A 19,581-nucleotide genomic window follows, 5' to 3' on the forward strand; every position below is an offset into this window, starting at 1 on the left:
GGCTGGGTCTGGCCAGCGTCGTCCGGCCGGTGTCAGGCGGCGCCGACCCGGTCGCGCTCGTCGATCAGCCGCCGCCCGCTGCTCAGCCGGCGGCGCATCGCCCACAGGTAGTAGCGCGACGGCAACCAGCGGATCGGCCGCGGCACCAGCCGGTACACCGGCGGCAGCACCGCCATCAGCGCGTCGAACAGCTGCTGATCGCGTGGGCTCCAGGTCCAGTGCAGTTGCTCGCGGAGTTGCGGCGGCAGCAGGCCCCGGGTGATCCACCGGTTCAACGGCATGCCGAGCCGGATCAACAGCGGCGAGTCGCCGCCGCGGAACAGCTCGTGGCAGAACGCCCGAACGTGGTCGTCGATGGTCAGCTCGTCGAGCTTGCGCTGCCAGTACTGCTCGAACTCGGCGCGGGTCGCCGGCCACATCTCCGGCTTGACCTGCAGCGTGGTGCCGTAGACCGCCGACTGCTGATACAGCCGTTCGGCGGTGGCCTCGTCCATCGGGCCCAGGAAGCGCTCGTAGAGGTCTTGGCCGTTCTTGTAGAGCGTTGCCGCCACCCACAGCTGTAGATCGGGGTCGAAGCCGTTGTAGGTCACCGGGCCGTCCGGTTTCGACTTCACCGGCACGTGCGCCTGGTTGACCATCTTGGCCACCGCCCGCCGCTCCTCTTCGGTACCGAGGGTGGTGACGTAGATGTAGGTCATGGTGGTGCGCAGCCGGTCCAGCGGCCGCGACAGCACGGTGGAGTGATCGGCGACGCCGTGGCCGACGCCGGGCTCGGCCAGCTGCAACAGCACCGTCACGCCGGCGCCGAGGAACAGGAAACCCTCCCCGACGTAGTCGGCCAGGTTCAGACCCCGGTCGACCGGTGGTCGGGATAGCTGCATAACCATGGTCACACCCTCTCCGTTGTGCAACGATTCAACGATAATTGTTGCATCGTTCGGAGGGGTTGGCAACGGTTTCGGCGGTAGATTCGACTCCGATGGCCGCCAATCCGTTGTTTGCGCTGCTCGGGGCGCCAGACGAGTCCGACGCCGATGCCCCCATCCTGCGGGCTGCCCTGGAGCAGTTCGCCCTGACCGGGGTACGACGAACCAGTACCGACGACATCGCCCGCCGCGCCGGGGTCAACCGGGCCACCCTCTACCGGCGACTGGGCGCCAAGAGCGACATCGTCGCGGCCGCATTCCTCTACGAGGCCGGCCGGGTGCTGACACAGATCGACTCCGGCAGCGGTGTGCTGGCCGACCGTCCGAGCGACACCGAGATCGACGACTACCTCGTGCGGTTCTGCACCACGACACTGACCACGTTGCGTGACAACCGATTGCTGCACCAGCTGCTCGAGGTCGACCGCGATGAGACGCTGCGAGCGCTGACCGTCGGAGCCGGTGACGTGGTCGAACTTGCGTCCGCCTTCCTCGCCGAGCGCATCCGGTTGGTGCGCCAGCGCTCCGGAGGCTCGACCGACGCGAGCGAGATCGCTTCCCTGTCAGCGGTGCTGGCCCGGCTGACCCAGTCACTGCTGTTGACGCCGGACGGGCCGCCGCACTTGCACACCCACGCCGATATCACGACGTTCGCCGCCTCGGTGTTGGTTCCGCTGATCCGCGGGCGGGCCTAGTTCTCCGGCACCGTGATCGGAATCGGTATCGGCACCAAGGGAATTCGCAGATACTCGGTCGTCATCGGCACGGTCGTGGTCGGCGGCACGGTGGTCGTCGGCGGCGCGGTGGTGCTCGGCGGCACCGTGGTGGTCGGGGGTGCCGTCGTCGTGGTGGGCGCCGTTGTCGTGGTGGTGCTCGGCGGATGCGTGGTCGTCGTGGTGGTGGGTGGCACCGTCGTGGTGGTGGTGCTCGGCGGCGCGGTGGTGGTCGGCGGCGGCGCGGTGGCCACCGGAGGCGGCGGAGGTGCGGGCGTGCTGGGGGCCGGAGGCGGCGGCAACTCGCTGGACGGCGGGGCCGGCGGCGCCACCACGGCACTGGTCTCCGGCTGAACGGGTGCTTGCTCCTCAGAGCTGCGCGCCAAGCTGTAAAGCGCGCCGGCGACCGCGATCAGCGCCACCAGAATGCCGAAGCCGAGTGCGTACAGCGGCAGCCGCGACGGGTGGCGGCGACCGGGGACCGGTGCCGGAGGCGGCGGGGCAGCCGGTCGGCGTCCGGTGCCCGGCGAGTCGTCGTAGCGGTCCTCGACGTAGGGCACCGGTTCGGCGCCGGCGCTGCCGTCCTCCTGCGACCAGGCGAATGCGCCGACGACGGAACCGGTTCCTGGAGCAGAGGTCACTGTCGGCGCCATCGCGGTCGCCTCGACTGCGTCGGCTTCCCGGGTGACATCGTCGTCCTGCGGGTCGTACATATGCTGCTTACCTTGGATCGACAACGGCTAGTGTCGTGACCACGTTAGGGGCACGCGCGGTGAGCCGCCACCGCCGAGACCATAGGGTTATACAACCGTTAGCGGCAACGACTTTCGGGTGCGGAACTGGAAGGTCGCACCGCCGCTGACCTTGGTCACCATCACCTCGGGCAACTCCTTGGCCTCGGTGTCGGTTTCGATCAGCCGCGCCGTCCACTCGTCGTCGGACCCCTCGATGCTCACCCGCAGCAGCGGGTTGACCGCGGTCGCGATGGCCTGCAGCGGGTTGACCTCGGCCGGCGAACACAGCGAAATCCAGGCACCGTCGTCGTGCGCGGGTGAGCGGCGCACCGAGATCCGGCCGTCACCGATCTCGGCGCGCACGTAGCCGGCCGGATTGAGCAGCGGGTGCAATTCGAAGGTGCGCAGCGCCCCGGCGATGTCATCGGAGAGCCGCATGGCGTTCTTGATGCGCTCCGCACCCAGCCCGGCCAGTCCGGTCAGCTGGCGACGGCCCACCGAGACCGCCAGCTCGTCGGTGTCGGCCCGGGCGCGCACCGCCAGCGCGAACGATAGGTACAGCAGGTGCATCTGCAGACACACCTCGTCGGCGATCCGGACCAGTGCCGAGTGGGAGAACGCGGTGAAGTCGATATCGGACAGCAGCGGCCCGGTGTAGTCCGCCAGTCCTTCGCCGGACGGGTCGATGGCGCCGAGTTCCCAGGTGGCGGCATTGGTTTCGCTGATCACCGCCAATGCGGGGATCGGCTGGGCGTCGGGATAGGACTCGTCGATGATGACGGTCCAGCAGCAGTGCGGCTGCCGGTCGACCGGCGTGCGGGGCGGCCGGTGCACCGGGCGGCACTGCGCCTTCGCGTTGGTCGCCACCGCGGTGGCGTCGAAGGTCGGGTCTTCGATGGTGTGGCACATGCCGAAGACGTAGTCCTCGCCCATCGGCTCCACGTCGAGCAAGGCGCCGCAGCTGGCCAACTCGAATTCGCCGTTCCAGCGGTCGTGGACGGTGAAGCGGAAGTCCATGAACTGCGGCGGTGAGCCGATGTCGAACTGCAGGCCTTTGAAGATGGTGGGCACGTCGTTGCCGACGTAGCCCAGCGCCCGCTGCATGCGCCGGGTGTAGACCGGGCTCGAGCCGGCCCACTCCTCGATGGCGATCTGCAACATCTCCTCGCGGCCGAACTCTTGGATGCACCAGGCCATCCCGGAGCGGTCGATCATGTGCCCGATGAGCAACAACTCGGGTACCAGCACGGCCAACTCGTCGCGCGACAGCGACGCATACCTGGATTCGGTCACAGAAGAAAAAATAGACCTGACTATGTTATAAAGTCAACAATGGGAATTTCCGCTGGTACCAGCCCGTCTCCCGGTCCAACGCGGCGAACCACCGCGCCCCGCAAGCGCGGCGACGACACCCGCGCCCGGATCATCGAGGAGACGGTGCGCTGCATCACCGACGAGGGCTTCGGCGCAGCCACCGCCAAACACGTGGCCGAACGGGCCGGGGTGACCTGGGGCGTCATCCAGTACCACTTCGGCGACCGCAACGGGCTGCTGATGGCCGTGGTCGACGACGGCGTCGCCCGGTTACTGGCGAGCCTGTCGGCGGTCGACGTCGGCGGGCTGGAACTGCGGCAGCGCATCGAGGCCGTCGTCGACACCGCGTGGCGCTGCTACGCCAGCCCGACCTCCCTGGCGGCGTTCGAGATCCTGCGAGCCACCCGGGGCAGCCTCGGCGAGCAGTCCTACGAGCACCTGCTGCAGATGAACGAGGCGATCAACCGGCTGGGCGTGCTGGTCTCCGATGACCCGGCGGATTCCGGTGTGGCCGACGTGATCTGGGCATCGCTGCGGGGAATCGTGTTGGCACAGATGATCATCGGCGGAGAGTTCGACTGGCAGGCCGAACGGCGGGCGCTGATCGAGATGGTCAGCCACTACTTGGAGCGCGAGCGCCGCTAACCTACGCGGACTGGTCCGAGGGCCCGGTGCGCCAATGGGTCGGCAGCGGCTGCGCCTCACGCGGTCGATTGTGATACGCCCACGATGACGCCAACCAGCCGTTGCCGTTGGTCAGCGTGGTGGCCGGCCGGCCGTCCTGCTCCTCGTTCTTCTTGCCCGTCTTCTGGCCGCGAGCACCGCCGGTGTCGGCCGTCGCGCCCTGGCCGGCGGTCGTTCCCATCATCGCCTCTTGGAACGCCGTTCCCGGCGGCAACGCGACGGCGGCCGGCAGCCGGGTGTCGGCAGCGGCCAGGGTGAACGCGGTCGGCCGCAGCTGCGGTGCCGCGCTTGCCCACCTCGGCGGCACCGACAGCCGCCCGATCGGGGTGGCCCGGCCCATGCCGGCACCGACCGCCGGCGTCGTGGACGACGACAGCACACCGCGCGGGCCCAGCCCCTCGAAGGTCAACGCACCCTCGACGCCACCGCGGACGAACAGCAGCCGTCCCCAACCGGCACCGTTGGCGACCACGGTGTACATGCTGGAGTCGAAGCTGATCCCGCTGGCGGCGACGCTGGTATACGGCGTCAGCGGGTTCACCAGGTCGGCCAGTGACTCCGACGACGTGCCCGATGAGCCGGTCGATGCCGGCATGTGGTGCAGCACGGTGTGTATCGCGCTATTGAGGTGTGCATGAGCGCTGGTTCCGGCCGCGTGCGATGCCGCAGCGGCCTGGGTGCTGGATCCGGCCGGGTTGGTGGTTCGCGGCGGCGGGTCCACGGCCGGCAGGGCGCTGGCCGGCGTGGCAACCGCGGCATATCCGTACATCGCGACGGCGTCCTGCGCCCACATCTCCCCGTAGTGCGCTTCGGTGGCGGCGATGGCCGGGGTGTTCTGCCCCAGGAAGTTGGTGGCGACCAGCGCCGCGAGCAATGCCCGATTGGCGGCCACCTCGGCCGGCGGCACGGTCGCGGCAAAAGCCGCCTCGTAGGCCGCCACCACCGTCTTGGCCTGGATTGCGGTCTGCTCGGCCTTGGCGCCGTTCGCCTGCAGCCACGCCACATACGGCATTGCCGCCTTGACCATCGCCGCCGAGGCGGGGCCGGACCAATGGTGGCCGGTCAGGCTTGCGATCGCCTCCGAGTACCCGACGGCGGCGATCTCCAGGTCGGCGGCAAGGACGTCCCAGGCCGATGCCGCCGCGATCATCGGCGCCGCCCCGGGACCGGTGTACATCCGCCCGGAATTGACCTCCGGGGGAAGCAGCGCGAAGTCCATACCGGCTCCCATCAGCCCGCGGCCGGCGGTCGAGGAACGACCGTGCGTCGATTTGAAACGGCCCGAGACGTCGCCGCGCCCAGCCCGCGACCCGCGAGGGTACCGAGCATGGTCTCGCCGAATGCCGTTCCCGGCAGGCCGCCGGCGACCGCCGGCCCCGGGGCCGGCAGAGCCGCCCCGGCCGGGCCGACGGCCGAAGCCAGCGTGGCCGGCATCGCCCAGCCGTGCGGCACCGACAGGCCCCCGATCCGCAGTGCGCTGCCCGCGCTCGCCGACAGCCCGGCGCCCAAGCCGCCACCACCCAGACCGCCACCGCCCAAGCCACCGCCCAGGCCAAACCCGCCCAGACCCAGACCGGCCGGTCCGATCATCGGCGGGTTGAGGATTTCGCCCAAGCCGCCCGGGTTTTCGGCGGTGAAGGCGGCCAGGCCGATGCCGTTGTTGATGTTGCTGAGCATGTTCGCCGTGCCCGACCAGCCCGTCATGGTGGCGCTCATGCCCTGCGTCGCCAGTCCGGTGAACGGTGAGAACTGACCGATGATCGACGTCACCGAGGTGAGCAGACCCGAGACCCCGCCGCCGGCGCCGGTGGCGCCGGCCTGGGCCGTCGCCGACTGGGCGGCCTGCCCGGACGCATTGGTCGTCGGTGGCGGCTGACCGAATGCGGTCAGCGCCGACGCGGCGGCCGACGAACTCGCGTAGCGGTACATCGCGGCGGCGTCCTGGGCCCACATCTCGGCGTATTGGCGTTCAGCCTCACCGATCGCCGGGGAGTTCTGCCCGAAGACGTTGGTGGCGACAAGCTCATCGAGCAGCACCCGGTTGGCGGTGATCACCGGCGGGGGCACCACCGCCGCGACGGCCGTCGCATAGGCCTCCGCGGCGGCCACGGCCTGTCGTGCCGTCTGCTCGGCCTGCGCACCGCTGCCGCGCAACCACGTCACGTAGGGCTGGGCGGCGGCAGCCATCGCGGTCGCGGCCGGGCCGGTCCAGGAGCCGGCGGCCAACCCCGAGGTGATCGAGTCGTATCCGGCTGCGGCGGTCAGCAGTTCGGCGGCCAGCTGCTCCCACTCCGCCGCGGCGGTCAGCATTGATCCGGACCCGGGCCCTGCGTAGATGCGTCCGGAGTTGATCTCCGGGGGCAGAACATTATAGTCCAGGTACATCACAGCCCCTTAGCAGCTAACCCACAGTTCTCCTGCAGTTCTCCGAAAAGTCACCCGGCGACTGAGGAAACGCCGCTGAAATGAACTCGGGGTTACGTCCAGGTGGTCAGCACAGTGGCGCGTCGATGAAATCTGCGGCGCACGATCGGTCCAGCCGTCATCGAGGCAGCCCCGATGCAGATCAGACGGTTGGTGTTCACCGGTTATTCACGTCATGGCAGGTGGCGATTAATCCCGGGCCGCGATGCTTTCACCACTATGAAGCACGCACGATGGATCCTGACCGCGGTCAGCGCCGCCGCGCTGGTCGGGCTGGGTGCGCCCGCACACGCCGACACCGATCCGGACGTCGCGTTCCTCACCGCGATCGAGCAGGCGGGCATCGAATACACCGACCCGCAGGAGGCCGTGGCCGTCGGACGCCAGGTCTGCGACTACCTGCACGCCGGGCACCAGACGGACGGCGCCGCGCGCGCGCTGCGGATCTCCAACCGCGGCCTGTCGGTGAAGAACGCCGCCCGATTCGTGGTAGTCGCGCGAACTTCGTACTGCCCCAACTGATCCGGCCGACGGAGGACACGATGAGGGTTCGCAAGCCAGCGGTGGCGGTCTTCGCGATGGCAGGTCTGCTGGGTCTGGCCGCCCCGGTGGCCGCCGAGCCCGGCGACGCCCGGTTCCTCGGCGCCCTGGACCAGATGGGCATCTCCTACCCGAATCCGGCCGACGCGGTCGCCGGCGGCCAGGCGGTATGCCGGTACATCGCCGAGGGGCACAGCGCCAATCAGGCGGCCAAGGGCGTCAAGAACGCCAACCCGAGCCTGACCCTGACCAAGGCGTCGCAATTCGTCGGTATCGCGCGAGCCACCTACTGCGCTGAGGTGTAAGTACCGCCGCCGGCGCGCTATTGCGCGATGGCCATGACGGCCCCCGGACGCAGCCACTGGATGATCTGCACCAGCTTGGCGTCGTCGATGGCCACGCAGCCCGCGGTCGGGCCACCGTCGGTGGTGTGAAAGAAGAACGCTGCGCCGTCACCGGGGGTGCGGGCGGTGTTGACGCCCATCACCACCGCATGTTTGTACTGCGGAATCTGGAGGTTCTCACTCTCGGCGGTGTTGAACGCGCACTGTTCCTTCTTGCAGACCTGCATGGTGTTGAACGTCGGGCTGTTGTCGTCACCGTCCCACCAGTGGTCCGGACCGATCTGGACATACTGCAGTCCCCCACCGGGATTCGGTGCCGTGCCGAACGCGTACGGCAGCGTGAACACGCCCATCGGGGTGGCCGGATGGCCGCTCTTGGCCTGCTGCGCCATCCCGGCGGAACCGACGTGGGCGGGTATCCCGGCGGCCACCGGTTGCCATCCCGTCGCGCTGCGCTGGTAGACGTCCATCTTGGCGTCGGAACCGCCGACTCCGACCACCGAGATCACCTGGGCCGCGTTCCCCACGGATCGCGCGAACCACGGCGTGACGTCGGCTTGGGCACCCGGCGCGGCAACCAGCGTCGTGCCGGCGGTGCACAGGGCAGCGCAGAACAGGCTCAGCAGTCGGCGCATTGACTCATCATCGGCGGGTGCCCCGGGAGGGTCAAACACCGGTCCCGGCGTGCCGGGTCACGGTTCTGCACGGCGCGGCAGGTCGTCGACCGGCGCCTCGTCCTTGAGCAGACCCCGCGAGGACAGATAGCCGCGGAAATACTCCCGGTGCTCAGGACATGTCAGCCATACCTTGCGGCGTTCGGGGGTGTGCAGCTTCGGGTTGTTCCACAGCATCCCGAACGTCGCCTCGGCGCTGCAACCCTTACGCGAGCAGACGAGCGTCCCCACCGGGTCGGCGTCATAGCTGGTCATCTCCTCAAGCCTGCCACGGTTTGAGTAACAGCGCCCAGAGGGTCAGATACACCCAGCCCAGTGCCCAGCCGGCCAGCACATCGGAGGGATGGTGCACGCCCAGCGCCACCCGGGCGATGCCGACCGCAGCCACCACCAGCGCACCCACGCCGACCGCCGCCACCCGGACATTGCGCCGCAGCATCGGCAACATCAGCACCAGCAGGGCACCCACCGCGACCATCACCCCCAGCGCGTGCCCGGAGGGAAACGACGACGACGACGCCCCCGCCAACGCGGTCACCGGGCGTGGCCGATCGACCGAGCCCTTGGCCACGGCGGTCAGCAGCCCGCTCAACTCCACCGTCAGCAACAGGAACAGCGCCGGCCGCAACCGGCGCCGCAGCAACGCGACCACCACCGCCACCATGGCCAGCACCCGGAACACCGCCGGCGCCAAGACGGTGGACAACCCGTCCCAGAACGACACCCACCCGGGATGTTTGATCCCGATGTCGTAACTGGCGTCGAGCGCCGCGGTGTCGACGGCGGCCAGCCAGCCCCAGCCCTGCCGGTAACCCACCAGCATCAGAGCACAGACCGCCGCCGCGACAACGACCGAGACCAGTGCGGATGCGCGCGCCGCCGACGGCGTCATGACGTCGGGTCGCGACGTGTGCCGACGCCCCGCAGGTCCGGCCAGGGCGGGCGGCGCAGCACCGCCAGCGATGCGATCACCGCCGACAGCAGGCCGGTGAGCACTCCCACCAAGGCGATCCGGTCCGCGTTGACGGCGGCCACCCACTTGGCTTTGTCACCGCGGATCACCATGACACCCAGCGGCGTGGCGGTCACCGCCGAACCGTCACGGCCGGCCTGAATCCGGGTGGCGGTGATGACCGTGGTGCCGTCGGGGGTCTGGTGCGGTTCGCCGTAGACCAGCGCACCGGTGGAGTCGGCGGACAGCTGATCCAGCAGTTCCGAACGTTTCATGGCGGGCATCCCTTCGTGTGACTCCTACCATGATCGCGTGGCTGATCCGTCCTTCAGCGCCCAGGAGCGCCAAGCCGTCTACCGGGTGATCGCCGAACGGCGCGACATGCGCCGGTTCGTCCCCGACAGCACCGTCGACCCGGACGTGCTGGCCCGCCTGCTGGCCGCGGCCCACGCCGCGCCCAGTGTGGGGCTCATGCAGCCGTGGCGGTTCGTCCGGATCACCGACGGCACCCTGCGGCAACGCATCCACACCCTGGTCGACGAGGAACGCCATCGCACCGCCCGCGCGCTGGGACGGCGTGAACAGGAGTTTTTGGCACTCAAGGTGGAAGGCATCCGCGACTGCGCCGAACTGCTGGTGGTGGCGCTGCGCGAGGGCAGGCAGGCACACATCTTCGGCCGCCGCACGCTGCCGCAGATGGACCTGGCGTCGGTGTCGTGCGCCATCCAGAACCTGTGGCTGGCGGCTCGCGCCGAGGGCCTGGGCATGGGGTGGGTCTCGCTGTTCGAGCCACGGCCGTTGGCGCAGCTGTTGGGCATGCCCGCCGACGCCGAGCCGGTGGCGATCCTGTGCCTCGGCCCGGTCCCGGAGTTTCCGGATCGCCCGGCGTTGGAGCTGGACGACTGGGCTTACCGGAAACCGTTGCGCGAGTTCGTCTCCGAGAACACCTGGGAGCGACCATGACCGCCGACGACGAGGCCGCCGCGGTCCAGCGGATCTGGTCCGGGCTCGGGCTGCCGGGGATCATCGACGTGCACACCCATTTCATGCCGAAACCGGTGATGGACAAGGTGTGGAACTACTTCGACTCGGCAGGCCCGATGGTGGGACGCAGCTGGCCGATCACCTACCGCACCGATGAGGCCCACCGCGTCGAGACACTGCGGTCCTTCGGGGTGCGCCGGTTCACCTCGCTGGTCTATCCGCACAAGCCCCAGATGGCCGCGTGGCTCAACCAGTGGTCGGCCGAATTCGCCCGCGCCACACCGGATTGCCTGGCCACCGCGACGTTCTATCCCGAACCGGGGGCGGGTGACTACGTCGGCGCGGCCGTCCACGCCGGCGCCCAGCTGTTCAAGGCACACATCCAGGTGGGCGACTACGACCCCAACGACCCACTACTCGACGATGTCTGGGGCACCATCTCCGACTCCGCCACCCCGGTCGTCATCCACTGCGGCTCCGGGCCGCAACCCGGGCGGTTCACCGGGCCCGAACCGGTCCGGCGACTGCTGCACCGTCACCCGCGGCTGCCGCTGATCGTCGCGCACATGGGTATGCCCGAGTACGGTGAGTTCCTCGACATCTGCCTGGATTCGGCCGCTGTGCACTTGGACACCACCATGGCGTTCACTGCGTTCGTCGACGAACTGATGCCCTTTCCCGCCGGCGAGCAAGCGCGACTGCGCGACGCGGGTGAGCGGATCGTGTTCGGCAGCGACTTTCCGAACATCCCGTACCGGTACCGCGACGCACTGACCGCCGTTACCGCAGTTCCCGGCATCGACGACGGCTGGATGCGGGGCGTGCTCCACGACAATGCGGCCCGATTGTTCGAGATCGCGCTACCATCCGCTTGAGAAGAAAGGCCGGCGACCGTGACCACTGACGCCACCCCGCTCACCCCACCCATCCCGGTCCCCGACGTTCCGGGCGCTGACGCCGGCCCGAAGGGCCTGCCCGAGCGCAGCGAGTTGTCATTGCGGGACAAGCTGATCGTCGACACCTCGGCGTTCGCCGACCTCGGCCTGCGCACCGCGGTGGCATCCATGGTCGCGGCGTCGATGATTCCGTCGGTGCTGACCACCGCGATGGGGCGCGAACAGTCGCGGCGGGAAAGGGAACGTCTGGCGTTCTACGCCGAGTTGGCCGCCGAACGCGACCCGGTCCGGTCTTTTCCGGCGCCGACGGCGCTGCCGCGGATCTCCTCGCGGCGGGCCAACCCGCTCGCCGAGCGGGTGGCGCGCGGCACGGTGGAGAACGTGTCGTTCCACAGCAGTTTCGAGGCCATCAACCCGGCCATGGGGGATTCCTGGAACGCGCTGGGCCAGAACAACACCGCACGGTTTCAGCACTGGCGTCACGACGACGGCCCCCGGCCGACCCTGTGCGTCATCCACGGTTTCATGGGGTCGGCCTACCTGTTCAACGGCTTGTTCTTCTCACTGCCCTGGTTCTACCGGTCCGGCTACGACGTCGTGTTGTTCACCCTGCCGTTCCACGGCAGGCGTGCCGAAAAGTACTCGCCCTTCAGCGGATACGGCATCTTCTCGCACGGCATGTCGGGCTTCGCCGAGGCGATCGCCCAAGCCGTCCACGACTTCCGCTCGGTGGTCGACTATCTCGAGTTCACCGGCGTCGACCGCATCGCGTTGACCGGCCTGTCATTGGGCGGTTACACCAGCGCGCTGCTCGCCGCGGTCGAGCCCCGTCTACAGGCGGTGATCCCCAATGTTCCGGTGGTCTCGGTCGATTCGGAGATCCGCGACTGGTTCCCGGCCAACAAGGTGGTGCAGGTCGGCCAACTGCTGGGCCGGGTCGACCACAGCGCATTCACCGACGCGACGGCATACCACTCGCCGCTGAACTACCCGCCGCTGGTCGCCAAGGACCGCCGGCTGATCATCACCGGTCTGGGTGACCGGTTGGCGCCGCCCGAGCAGTCCGAGATGCTCTGGCAGCACTGGGATCGATGTGCGCTGCACTGGTTCCCGGGAAACCACGTGCTGCACGTCAGCCAGCCGACCTACCTGCGCCGGATGACCGCCTTCCTGCGCGGGTACATGTTCTGACGCCGACCCGCTAACGCGCCGCCACGCTCGCCGACGCCACCGGCCACCGCAGCCCGGCGAGGTCGTCGTCCGACAACGCGGCACGGCCGTCGAGACGACTCCCCGACAGCGGATGCAGGCCCAGCAGCGCGCTGCGGTGATTGCCCTGCTCGGAGACCAGACCGGCCAGCGGGGCCGCGCCGACGGGCGCCGACCCGGTGCGCAGCGCGCACGCGGCCGCGACGGTCCGTTGGCCACCGTCGTCGGCGAATTCCAGTACCGTCCAGGTCTCCCCGGCGCTCGAGGCCCGGATCCGGCTCAGCGTGTCGACCAGCGCCGCGTCGATGGCGACCTGGTAGGCGGCGACGTGGTCGCCCGAGCCGTCGACCACCGACCGCCACGTCTCCCGGGCGCCCGAGTCGATCAGCGAGGGGATCTCATCCGCGTCGACAAGCGCGGTGTCCCAACCGATCTCGCGGAGATGATCGGCAAGCCGGCGCACCGCGATGTCAGCGGTGCGCTGCAGCGGAATCTCCGGCGAACGGGCCTGCAGGGCAGCCAGGTTCGGTGCGGCCGAGAAGGTCAGGCCGATCCAGGTGTCGGAATTCTCCGCGCCGCCTTCCGGCCGGGCCCCGCGACTGGTGATACGCACGGCGTCGGCCTGCAGACCGTACCGGTTCAGGTAACCGGCGATCACCGCGAGCGGCAAGGTATCCCCGGCAGCCGAGGCGGTGACCCGCAGCGCCGACGTTGCCCGCGCGCCGGAGACCGCTCGCCGGTCGGTGTGTACGCCGCGGCTCGAGCGCGTCATGGCCAGCCGGCGGCGCACGATCGTGGTCAGGTGCAGGCCGTGCCACCAGCTCAACAGCAGGATCGCCACGGCGACCCCCACGGCGAGCACCCAGCGGTCCCGCGGGGTCGGCCAGGGGTAGGCCAGCAGTGCCGGCACGACGGCGAGCAGAACCAGGGTGATTCTGGCCGGGCCGGGCCGGGGAATGGTGGAACGGTACTGGCTCACAGCTGATTTTCCTTTCGTCGGCGGGCGGCCGCTGCGGCGCCGACGGCGACCGCGACGACCAGCCCGCCCAGCAGCGCGGTTCCGGCGAAGGCCACGATCCGCGGCGCGGGGTCCTCGGGTTGCGGGGCCGGCGGCGGGGAAAGTTTCTTCGACGGTGAGTGGGCCGGATCCGCCACCGGCGTCAATTCCCACGTCAGAGCGGCCACCGCGTCGACGGTCCCGGCGCCCACCAGAGCCGACGGGGCACGGGCGCCGTTGTGGGCGGTGGCGACGATCCGGTGCGCCACCTGCCTGGCGTTCAGGTCGGGGTAGCGGCTGCGGACCAGCGCGGCGACGCCCGCGACGTAACCGGCGGCATAACCGGTGCCGCTGAGCGGCACCAGCCTGTCCTGGTTGCCTGGAAGACCGTTGGCCAGACCGCCGTCGTCGCGATTGCTGACCGAGACGATGCCCTCGCCGGGTGCGGCGACGCCGACCCACGGCCCGGCCATGGTGAAGCTCGACGGCTGCTCGTTCGAGGACAACGCCGCCACCGACAGCACGTAGGGCTGCCACCACGACGGCACCGACAGCGAGGTGACGCCCGTCCAGTTGCGCGGGTCGTGCGGGCGGCTGAGGTCGGTGAGCGGATTGGACTCGCACCCCTCACCGCCGCCGCCGACCGACCCGGTCTGACCGGTGTCGCCGGCAGCCGCCACGATCAGCACGTCCTTCTCCACCGCCGCGTAGCGCAACGCGGCGCCCAGCGCGGTCTGGTCGACGTTGCGGTCGGCCGGCAGGCAGGTCGTGGTCGAGATGGTGATGACCCGGGCGCCGAGGTCGGCGGCATGCACGATGGCCCGCGACAACGCGGTGATGTCGGTGAGCACCCGAGTCGTCCGGGGATCGTCCCCGGCCAACCGCGGCGAGATCGAGGCCGAGGCGGTGCGGAGCGACAGCAGTCGCGCCGCGGGGGCGACGCCGGCGAAACCGTCCTGGCCCTCCGGCGCAGGCTGGCCGGCGATGATGCCGGCGACCAGGGTCCCGTGACCGTCGCAATCGGTCAGGCCGTCGGTCGTGCCCAGGTAGTCGCCGCCCGGGTCCACCTCCGGCAGCCGCGGGCCCGGACGCACGCCGGTGTCGATGACGGCCACCGTCTGGCCCTCGCCGCGGGAGAACTGCCACGCCGCGGGCAGATCGAGCATCCGCTGCCCGGCGGTCGCCGTATTGAAGTCGCTGCCGGGCAGCACGCCCGAACTCGCGCAATCCCCACGTTGCTCCATCGCCGCGACGGGGCCGGGTGCGCCGTTGGGTGGCGGCACCGTCGGGTCGACCGTCGGCGGGGTGATCGCCAGCGCCGGGGCGCTGGTCAGCAGCGCGGCCAGGGCCGCGATCCCGGCCCCCCGGACGACGCCGACCGCCCGTCGGCTCCAGCTGCGCGTGTCGGCAACGGTCATCGAGACAGAACCCAGGCGAAAATGCCGACCAGGTAGGCCATGACGGGGATCAGGGTGGCGTCGACGCCGGATGCCAGGAAGCCGACCAGCCGCCGCACCGGCAGCGAGTAGCTGTCCGGCGACGCGACCGTCGGGCTCAGCGCGACCACCGCCCAGACCGCCACCAGTGCGGCCAGCACCAGCACCGCACCGAAGGCGGCTGCGAACCGGCCGGTCGCGGCGTAGCAGGCCAGCAGCACGACCGCGGTCAGGTGCGGCTGGGCCAGCAGCCAGGCCTTGCACCACGCCGAGTCCCACACCCGGGCGCGCAGCACCGAGGCCAGCCCGATGCCCGCGACCACGTACCACGCCCAGCCCGAAAGACCTTCGGGTGCAAAGGCGATCGCCACCGAACCGAGCACCGCGAGCAGCACGGCGCCGGCGACGAAGCCGGTCTGGTGGGCGTCGGTGACGCGCACCCGGCGAGGCAGGTCTTCGAGCACGCTCTGCGGCAGCGCCGACGGGGTCGGGTCGCCCGGCGCCGGGATCACCGGCAGCGGCAGCCGCGCCCACAGCGCCGAGAGCTGCGGAGCGGCAACGGTGAGCAGCAGCGAAGCGGTGATGAGCCCGCAACCGAGGCTGACGAACGGCAGCTCCCAGAAGGTTTTGACGGCGGCCGCCGCCAGCACCCCGACCCCGGCGACCACGGCCGCGGTGAAGAAGGCGATCCCGCGCTCACCGCGGCCGCCGGGCGGCAGGATCAGACAGATCAGCGACCACGCGGTGACCGCCGCGGCGCCCAGCACCACGTGCGCCGGACCGAACAGGCCGGGTACCGCCAGGGTGCCTGCGGCGGCGAGCGGCACCAGCGCCGCGATCGACAGCGTCAGCGCCGCCTCCGCCGACCGCGTCCGGCACAGCAGCGCCGCCAAGACGGTCAGCAACGCGATGGCCGCGGCCGCGAACAACCCGGCCGGTTCGCCGGTGAGCGCCCCGTGCGCGGTGGCCAGGCCGGTGGCCGCAAGGATCAGCCCCGTACCGGCCGCCAATGCGCCACGCCGAATGTGGTTGCCACCCCACGGCTTACGGCGGGATGCGGAGAAGATGACCGCGGCGTCGGCGATGTCCTCCACGATGCCCGGCGCCGCCGGCCCGACCGGCACCGGTCGAAGCGCCAGCAGGTCGCCGTCCACCACGCCGACGGTGTCCAGGCTGGCGTCCAGGCTGAACGGTGCACCGCCGACCGGCGCAAGGCTCAGTCGGGTCGTCACACCGGTGCCCGGTTCGGCTGAATCAGCCGAGTCACCGGAGTCCGGTGCCACCAGGCGTTGCACCGCCGGCAGGATTTCGCGCAGCGGCAACTCCGCGGGCACGGCGATCTCGGTCAGGCGCCTGTCGGCCAGGACCGCGATACGGACGATCGGCATGGCGGCACTGGTCAGCACCGGAGCTTCGGTCATTGGTGTTCTCTATTCTTTTCTCTGCTAGGACAGCTGGGTGGTGAAATCTCGGGACAGCCGCTGACCGGGGAACCACGGGCCCTCGGGCAGCGTGGCGGTCAACTCTTCGATCGCGACGGCGGTCGCGAAGTCGGTTCCGGGCCGGAAGGTCGACACCCATTCGCCATCGAAAGCTCGGGTAGGCGCGACCAATATCCGGCCCTGTTCGGTGTCGACCAGGCTCATGCCGACCTCGGTGGTGGTGTGCCGGCCGTTCTGGGCGCAGCCGGCGACAACTTCGACGTAGCTGCGAGGGCCGGCGAACACCGATTCCACGACCGGTCGCGCTGATGCTGGAATACCCAGGTAATCAAGCACTTCGGCGAGCGGGGCGCCGGCGCGCAGCCGCTCGTCGGCGCGCACCCCGACCCGGGCGGGCAGGGTGAACTCGTCGAATCGGGCCGGCGGGCGCTGCCGCAGGCCGGCGCCGAGCACCGGGACGAGCAGTCGCGGGTCGGCGATGTCCATCGCAGTGAAGGTGACCAGCTGGGCGTTGCGCAGCGCCACCACCGTCCGGGTGGGCTTGGCGCCGCCGTGGTCGCGGCGCGCCACGACACCGCGCAGCATCTCGTCTGCCCCGCCGGACGGTGAGCCCACGTAACGCAGATCCAGCCAACGATCCGGGAAGCACACCACCCGGATCCATTCGGCCACAGACGCGTTTATCGTGCCGTCCGGCGAGACAACGCCCATCCGGGTCAGTTCCTCGCGCTGCCGTGCCATGAACGCACCGCGTTCCGCGGCGTCGGTGTAGGGCATAGTGATCGCCAATACCCACGGGAAAGACCCGGCGCCAATGGTTTCCGCGATGTACCAGGCTTGCTCGACGGTCAGCTCGGCAGCGTTGGGTTCAGTCACCCTGTTCACGCGAGCGGCCTTCCGTCATCGAGCAGAACATGGCGACTAGCCCCACTTGGCGGCTTCGGCGGTGTCGCGGGCGTTCATCATCATCGTGTTGGTCTCATGCGTGGTCGCCATCGCGTGATAGGCCCGCACCAACTCCTCCATCACCTGATTCCACTGCACCTGCCAGGCCTGATACGTCATCCCCGTATCGCCCTGCCACGCCGCCTGCAACGCCGCCTGCTCACTGGCGATATCCGCACCCACCGCCTGCAACGCACCCGCATAGCTATTCATCTCCCCGGCATGCGCCAACATCGCCGGGTAGTTGTACATAATCTGCGACATCACACAAACCCCTTCTAAACCCCGGTGTAACCCGACGCCGCCGCCGCATCGGCAGCAACATACGTCGAACCCGCATCAGCCAGATTCACCTGCGCCATATCCAGCAACGCATTCACCCGCGCCGCCATCGCCACAAACCGCGCATGCGACCCCTGAAACGCCGCCGCCGCCTCACCGACATGAAACGCCTGCGCCGACAACGCCGCCTGCTCAGCCTGCGCCATCGTCGACCGCATCAACGCCGCCTTGGCCCCAAACGCAGACTCCGAGGCCACCAACTGCGGAATATGGGCATCCAACATACTCATCGCCGCACTCCTTTCTCCAACTATTTCTTCGGTTCCGATTCCGGCTCCTGGCCGGAAAGTTCGTTCTCACTCCAGGTGTCGGGCAGCATCGGCACACCGGGGCCGCCACCGAATCCGTCACCGGCCAGGGTGGTCAGACCCGACGCGGTCGCGGCACCGCGCGTGCCGGCAGTTCCGGTGAAACCGAGCGGCCCGGCGCCGCGATCCGAACCCGCCGCCGACGCCGGTTCGTCGACCGGACCGGCCGGACCGGAATCCATGTCCATGTACTCGTCGGCGTGGTCGTGCAGCACGGCCCGGCGGCGCCGTCGCGCCCGGGACCGTTCCCGCGCCGAGGCGCCCACCGCCGCGGCTGCCGCGGGCACCCGCGAGGCCGGTGCTTGCGCCTTGTTGCGGTCAGTGAGGGTCGGCCCCAGGCCGCTGCCGGGATCGGCGCCGGCGACCAGGTAGCCGAATCCGAGGGCAGTGCCCGCCGCGGGCACCGGCGCCGGCGCCGGTGTGGCCGGCGCGGCGGGAACGCTCGCTGCGCCGGGGGTGGCGACGCTCGGGCTGAAACCGGCCACCACCGGTGCCGCCCGGTCGCCCGACGGGGCGACGCCGACCGGCACCGGCTTCAAGTCGCCGTCGGGAGCCAACTCCCCGCCCAGCAGGTCGGCGAGGTGGCCCAGGCCGACTCCGAGCAGGATCGGCAGCAGGGCCGCGCTGGCGAACAACAGCGACCAGAAGGTCCAGCCGAACGGGATGAAGAACGCTTCGTAGGCGATGAAGAAGAGCAATGGGAACCAGGTGACGAGGGCGCCGGGGCTACTGAGGATCTCGCGGATCACCCCGATCGGGTCGGTGAAGAACTGGACCAGTTGATCCCACAGCCGGGTGAAGAAGTCCCCGATGTCCGACGAGGTGTCAGCGGCCGGCTGCGCGGTATCGGCTTTGAGCACCGGCGGCGCCTGCACGGTGCGCGGCGCCGATGCCAGTGCCGCACCGGACACCGCGTGGTACGTGCTCATGGTGGTGGCCGCCTGGACCCACATCCGGGCGTAGTCGGCCTCGTTGAGCGCGATGGGGATGGTGTTGATACCGAAGAAGTTGGTGGCGACCAGCACCCCGTGCGTCATGTGGTTGGCGGCCAGCTCGGCCAGCGTCGGCATCGATGCCAGCGCGGTGGTGTAGGCGGTGGCGGCCACCTCGTGTTGGGCCGCCACGCCCGCACTGTCCGCACTGGCCTGGCCCAGCCACGCCAGATACGGCGCATGCGCCGCCAGATACCGCTCGGCGCTGGGCCCCTGCCACGCACCGCTTTGCACCGCGCCGAGCAGCGCGGTGAGTTCGTCGGCGACCGAGGCGTACTCGGCGCTCAGCGCATTCCACTCCCCGGCAGCCGACAGCAGCGGACCCGGGCCGGGACCGCTACTCAGCAATGCCGAATGCACCTCCGGGGGGGAGGCGATCCAGACCGGGGCGGCAATCATCAGCCGCGCGACCCCATCAAGTATCTCGAGGCACCTGCCGCGTCACCGGCGGCGTAGTTGACGCCGGACTCACCGACGCCCACGCCGGCGCGACCGAGCTCGGTGGTGCCCTGGGCGGCCACCGCGGCGTGCTCATTGCCTTGGGCGCTGAAACCGGCGGCGGTCTGCAGCGACACCGGGTCGGCCGCCGGCGGAACCACCGCGGTGATCAGCGGGGCCGCACTGGCCTGTGCGGCCGCCAGCCGGGCGGTCAACGCCTCGACCGCTGCACTGGCGGCGGCGAGTCCTTCGGGAACCACGTTGAGCGTCATGGCAGTTTCTCCTTC

24 protein-coding genes are annotated in these 19,581 nt (G+C 70.0%); 8 read left to right on the top strand and 16 right to left on the bottom strand.

Features of this window, described 5'->3' with window-relative positions:
- Positions 1-32: 32 nt before the first annotated feature.
- On the bottom strand, positions 33-881 hold the full coding sequence (locus AWC24_RS02550) for an oxygenase MpaB family protein (protein ID WP_234807231.1): 849 nt from the start codon (positions 879-881) through the stop codon (positions 33-35).
- A gap of 98 nt (positions 882-979) precedes the next feature.
- Between AWC24_RS02550 and AWC24_RS02555 the strand changes: the two genes are divergently transcribed.
- Together AWC24_RS02555 and AWC24_RS02560 are read left to right on the top strand one after the other, a co-directional pair.
- Positions 980-1,621 (top strand): TetR/AcrR family transcriptional regulator, encoded by a 642-nt coding sequence (locus AWC24_RS02555; protein ID WP_085081923.1) that lies wholly within the window; start codon positions 980-982, stop codon positions 1,619-1,621.
- A 12-nt stretch (positions 1,622-1,633) separates the two neighbouring features.
- Positions 1,634-1,993 (top strand): hypothetical protein, encoded by a 360-nt coding sequence (locus AWC24_RS02560; protein WP_085081924.1) that lies wholly within the window; start codon positions 1,634-1,636, stop codon positions 1,991-1,993.
- 446 nt (positions 1,994-2,439) lie between these two features.
- Here AWC24_RS02560 and AWC24_RS02565 read toward each other — a convergent pair whose 3' ends face one another.
- A complete protein-coding gene (locus AWC24_RS02565) occupies positions 2,440-3,666 on the bottom strand; it encodes a hypothetical protein (RefSeq protein ID WP_085081925.1) in 1,227 nt (408 codons plus the stop codon).
- Positions 3,667-3,705: 39 nt separating this feature from the next.
- Between AWC24_RS02565 and AWC24_RS02570 the strand changes: the two genes are divergently transcribed.
- Complete coding sequence (locus AWC24_RS02570) at positions 3,706-4,332, top strand: TetR/AcrR family transcriptional regulator (protein WP_085081926.1); 627 nt, start codon at positions 3,706-3,708, stop codon at positions 4,330-4,332.
- A 1-nt stretch (position 4,333) separates the two neighbouring features.
- Here AWC24_RS02570 and AWC24_RS02575 read toward each other — a convergent pair whose 3' ends face one another.
- Both AWC24_RS02575 and AWC24_RS02580 read right to left on the bottom strand, forming a co-directional pair.
- Complete coding sequence (locus tag AWC24_RS02575) at positions 4,334-5,590, bottom strand: PPE family protein (RefSeq protein ID WP_163705506.1); 1,257 nt, start codon at positions 5,588-5,590, stop codon at positions 4,334-4,336.
- A gap of 11 nt (positions 5,591-5,601) precedes the next feature.
- On the bottom strand, positions 5,602-6,756 hold the full coding sequence (locus tag AWC24_RS02580; protein ID WP_085081928.1) for a PPE family protein: 1,155 nt from the start codon (positions 6,754-6,756) through the stop codon (positions 5,602-5,604).
- A gap of 258 nt (positions 6,757-7,014) precedes the next feature.
- On the opposite strand from AWC24_RS02580, the gene AWC24_RS02585 reads away from it, so the two are divergent.
- Positions 7,015-7,317, top strand: a complete 303-nt coding sequence (locus AWC24_RS02585; protein ID WP_085081929.1) for a DUF732 domain-containing protein — start codon at positions 7,015-7,017, stop codon at positions 7,315-7,317.
- A 20-nt stretch (positions 7,318-7,337) separates the two neighbouring features.
- On the top strand, positions 7,338-7,640 hold the full coding sequence (locus tag AWC24_RS02590; RefSeq protein WP_085081930.1) for a DUF732 domain-containing protein: 303 nt from the start codon (positions 7,338-7,340) through the stop codon (positions 7,638-7,640).
- 17 nt (positions 7,641-7,657) lie between these two features.
- On the opposite strand, the gene AWC24_RS02595 is transcribed toward AWC24_RS02590, so the two are convergent.
- The 4 genes from AWC24_RS02595 to AWC24_RS02610 are packed head-to-tail and all read right to left on the bottom strand — an operon-like array spanning position 7,658 to position 9,580.
- Positions 7,658-8,314, bottom strand: coding sequence for a L,D-transpeptidase family protein (locus AWC24_RS02595; RefSeq protein ID WP_085081931.1), 657 nt, complete (start codon positions 8,312-8,314; stop codon positions 7,658-7,660).
- 57 nt (positions 8,315-8,371) lie between these two features.
- Positions 8,372-8,608 (bottom strand): hypothetical protein, encoded by a 237-nt coding sequence (locus AWC24_RS02600; RefSeq protein ID WP_085081932.1) that lies wholly within the window; start codon positions 8,606-8,608, stop codon positions 8,372-8,374.
- Between the two features lie 4 nt (positions 8,609-8,612).
- Positions 8,613-9,245 carry a phosphatase PAP2 family protein gene (locus AWC24_RS02605; protein ID WP_085081933.1) on the bottom strand — a complete coding sequence of 211 codons (633 nt, stop codon included), beginning with the start codon at positions 9,243-9,245 and terminating at the stop codon, positions 8,613-8,615.
- The gene (locus AWC24_RS02610; protein WP_085081934.1) at positions 9,242-9,580 is read right to left on the bottom strand and encodes a hypothetical protein; all 339 of its coding nucleotides are present in this window, start codon (positions 9,578-9,580) and stop codon (positions 9,242-9,244) included. Before AWC24_RS02610 ends, AWC24_RS02605 begins: the two co-directional genes overlap by 4 nt.
- On the opposite strand from AWC24_RS02610, the gene bluB reads away from it, so the two are divergent.
- The 3 genes from bluB to AWC24_RS02625 are packed head-to-tail and all read left to right on the top strand — an operon-like array spanning position 9,579 to position 12,376.
- Positions 9,579-10,268, top strand: coding sequence for a 5,6-dimethylbenzimidazole synthase (bluB, locus tag AWC24_RS02615; protein WP_085081935.1), 690 nt, complete (start codon positions 9,579-9,581; stop codon positions 10,266-10,268). The genes AWC24_RS02610 and bluB overlap by 2 nt on opposite strands.
- Positions 10,265-11,164, top strand: a complete 900-nt coding sequence (locus tag AWC24_RS02620) for an amidohydrolase family protein (protein ID WP_085081936.1) — start codon at positions 10,265-10,267, stop codon at positions 11,162-11,164. Before bluB ends, AWC24_RS02620 begins: the two co-directional genes overlap by 4 nt.
- 18 nt (positions 11,165-11,182) lie before the next feature.
- Positions 11,183-12,376 (top strand): alpha/beta hydrolase family protein, encoded by a 1,194-nt coding sequence (locus AWC24_RS02625; RefSeq protein ID WP_085081937.1) that lies wholly within the window; start codon positions 11,183-11,185, stop codon positions 12,374-12,376.
- A gap of 10 nt (positions 12,377-12,386) precedes the next feature.
- On the opposite strand, the gene eccE is transcribed toward AWC24_RS02625, so the two are convergent.
- From eccE to AWC24_RS02665, 8 genes are read right to left on the bottom strand one after another with little or no spacing between them, the layout of a single operon-like run.
- Complete coding sequence (eccE, locus tag AWC24_RS02630) at positions 12,387-13,373, bottom strand: type VII secretion protein EccE (RefSeq protein ID WP_085081938.1); 987 nt, start codon at positions 13,371-13,373, stop codon at positions 12,387-12,389.
- Positions 13,370-14,809, bottom strand: coding sequence for a type VII secretion-associated serine protease mycosin (gene mycP / locus AWC24_RS02635; protein ID WP_085081939.1), 1,440 nt, complete (start codon positions 14,807-14,809; stop codon positions 13,370-13,372). The genes eccE and mycP overlap by 4 nt, the downstream gene beginning before the upstream one ends.
- Positions 14,806-16,248, bottom strand: a complete 1,443-nt coding sequence (eccD, locus tag AWC24_RS02640) for a type VII secretion integral membrane protein EccD (RefSeq protein WP_085081940.1) — start codon at positions 16,246-16,248, stop codon at positions 14,806-14,808. The genes mycP and eccD overlap by 4 nt, the downstream gene beginning before the upstream one ends.
- Before the next feature lie 24 nt (positions 16,249-16,272).
- Positions 16,273-17,145, bottom strand: a complete 873-nt coding sequence (locus AWC24_RS02645; protein WP_109560292.1) for an ESX secretion-associated protein EspG — start codon at positions 17,143-17,145, stop codon at positions 16,273-16,275.
- A 45-nt stretch (positions 17,146-17,190) separates the two neighbouring features.
- On the bottom strand, positions 17,191-17,478 hold the full coding sequence (locus AWC24_RS02650; protein WP_085082049.1) for a WXG100 family type VII secretion target: 288 nt from the start codon (positions 17,476-17,478) through the stop codon (positions 17,191-17,193).
- A gap of 14 nt (positions 17,479-17,492) precedes the next feature.
- Positions 17,493-17,786 (bottom strand): hypothetical protein, encoded by a 294-nt coding sequence (locus AWC24_RS02655; protein WP_041316776.1) that lies wholly within the window; start codon positions 17,784-17,786, stop codon positions 17,493-17,495.
- A gap of 20 nt (positions 17,787-17,806) precedes the next feature.
- Positions 17,807-19,252, bottom strand: a complete 1,446-nt coding sequence (locus AWC24_RS02660; RefSeq protein WP_163705560.1) for a PPE family protein — start codon at positions 19,250-19,252, stop codon at positions 17,807-17,809.
- 2 nt (positions 19,253-19,254) lie between these two features.
- The gene (locus AWC24_RS02665; protein WP_085081943.1) at positions 19,255-19,566 is read right to left on the bottom strand and encodes a PE family protein; all 312 of its coding nucleotides are present in this window, start codon (positions 19,564-19,566) and stop codon (positions 19,255-19,257) included.
- Positions 19,567-19,581 lie beyond the last annotated feature (15 nt).

Source organism: Mycolicibacter senuensis, assembly GCF_002101885.1.
GTDB lineage: Bacteria > Actinomycetota > Actinomycetes > Mycobacteriales > Mycobacteriaceae > Mycobacterium > Mycobacterium senuense.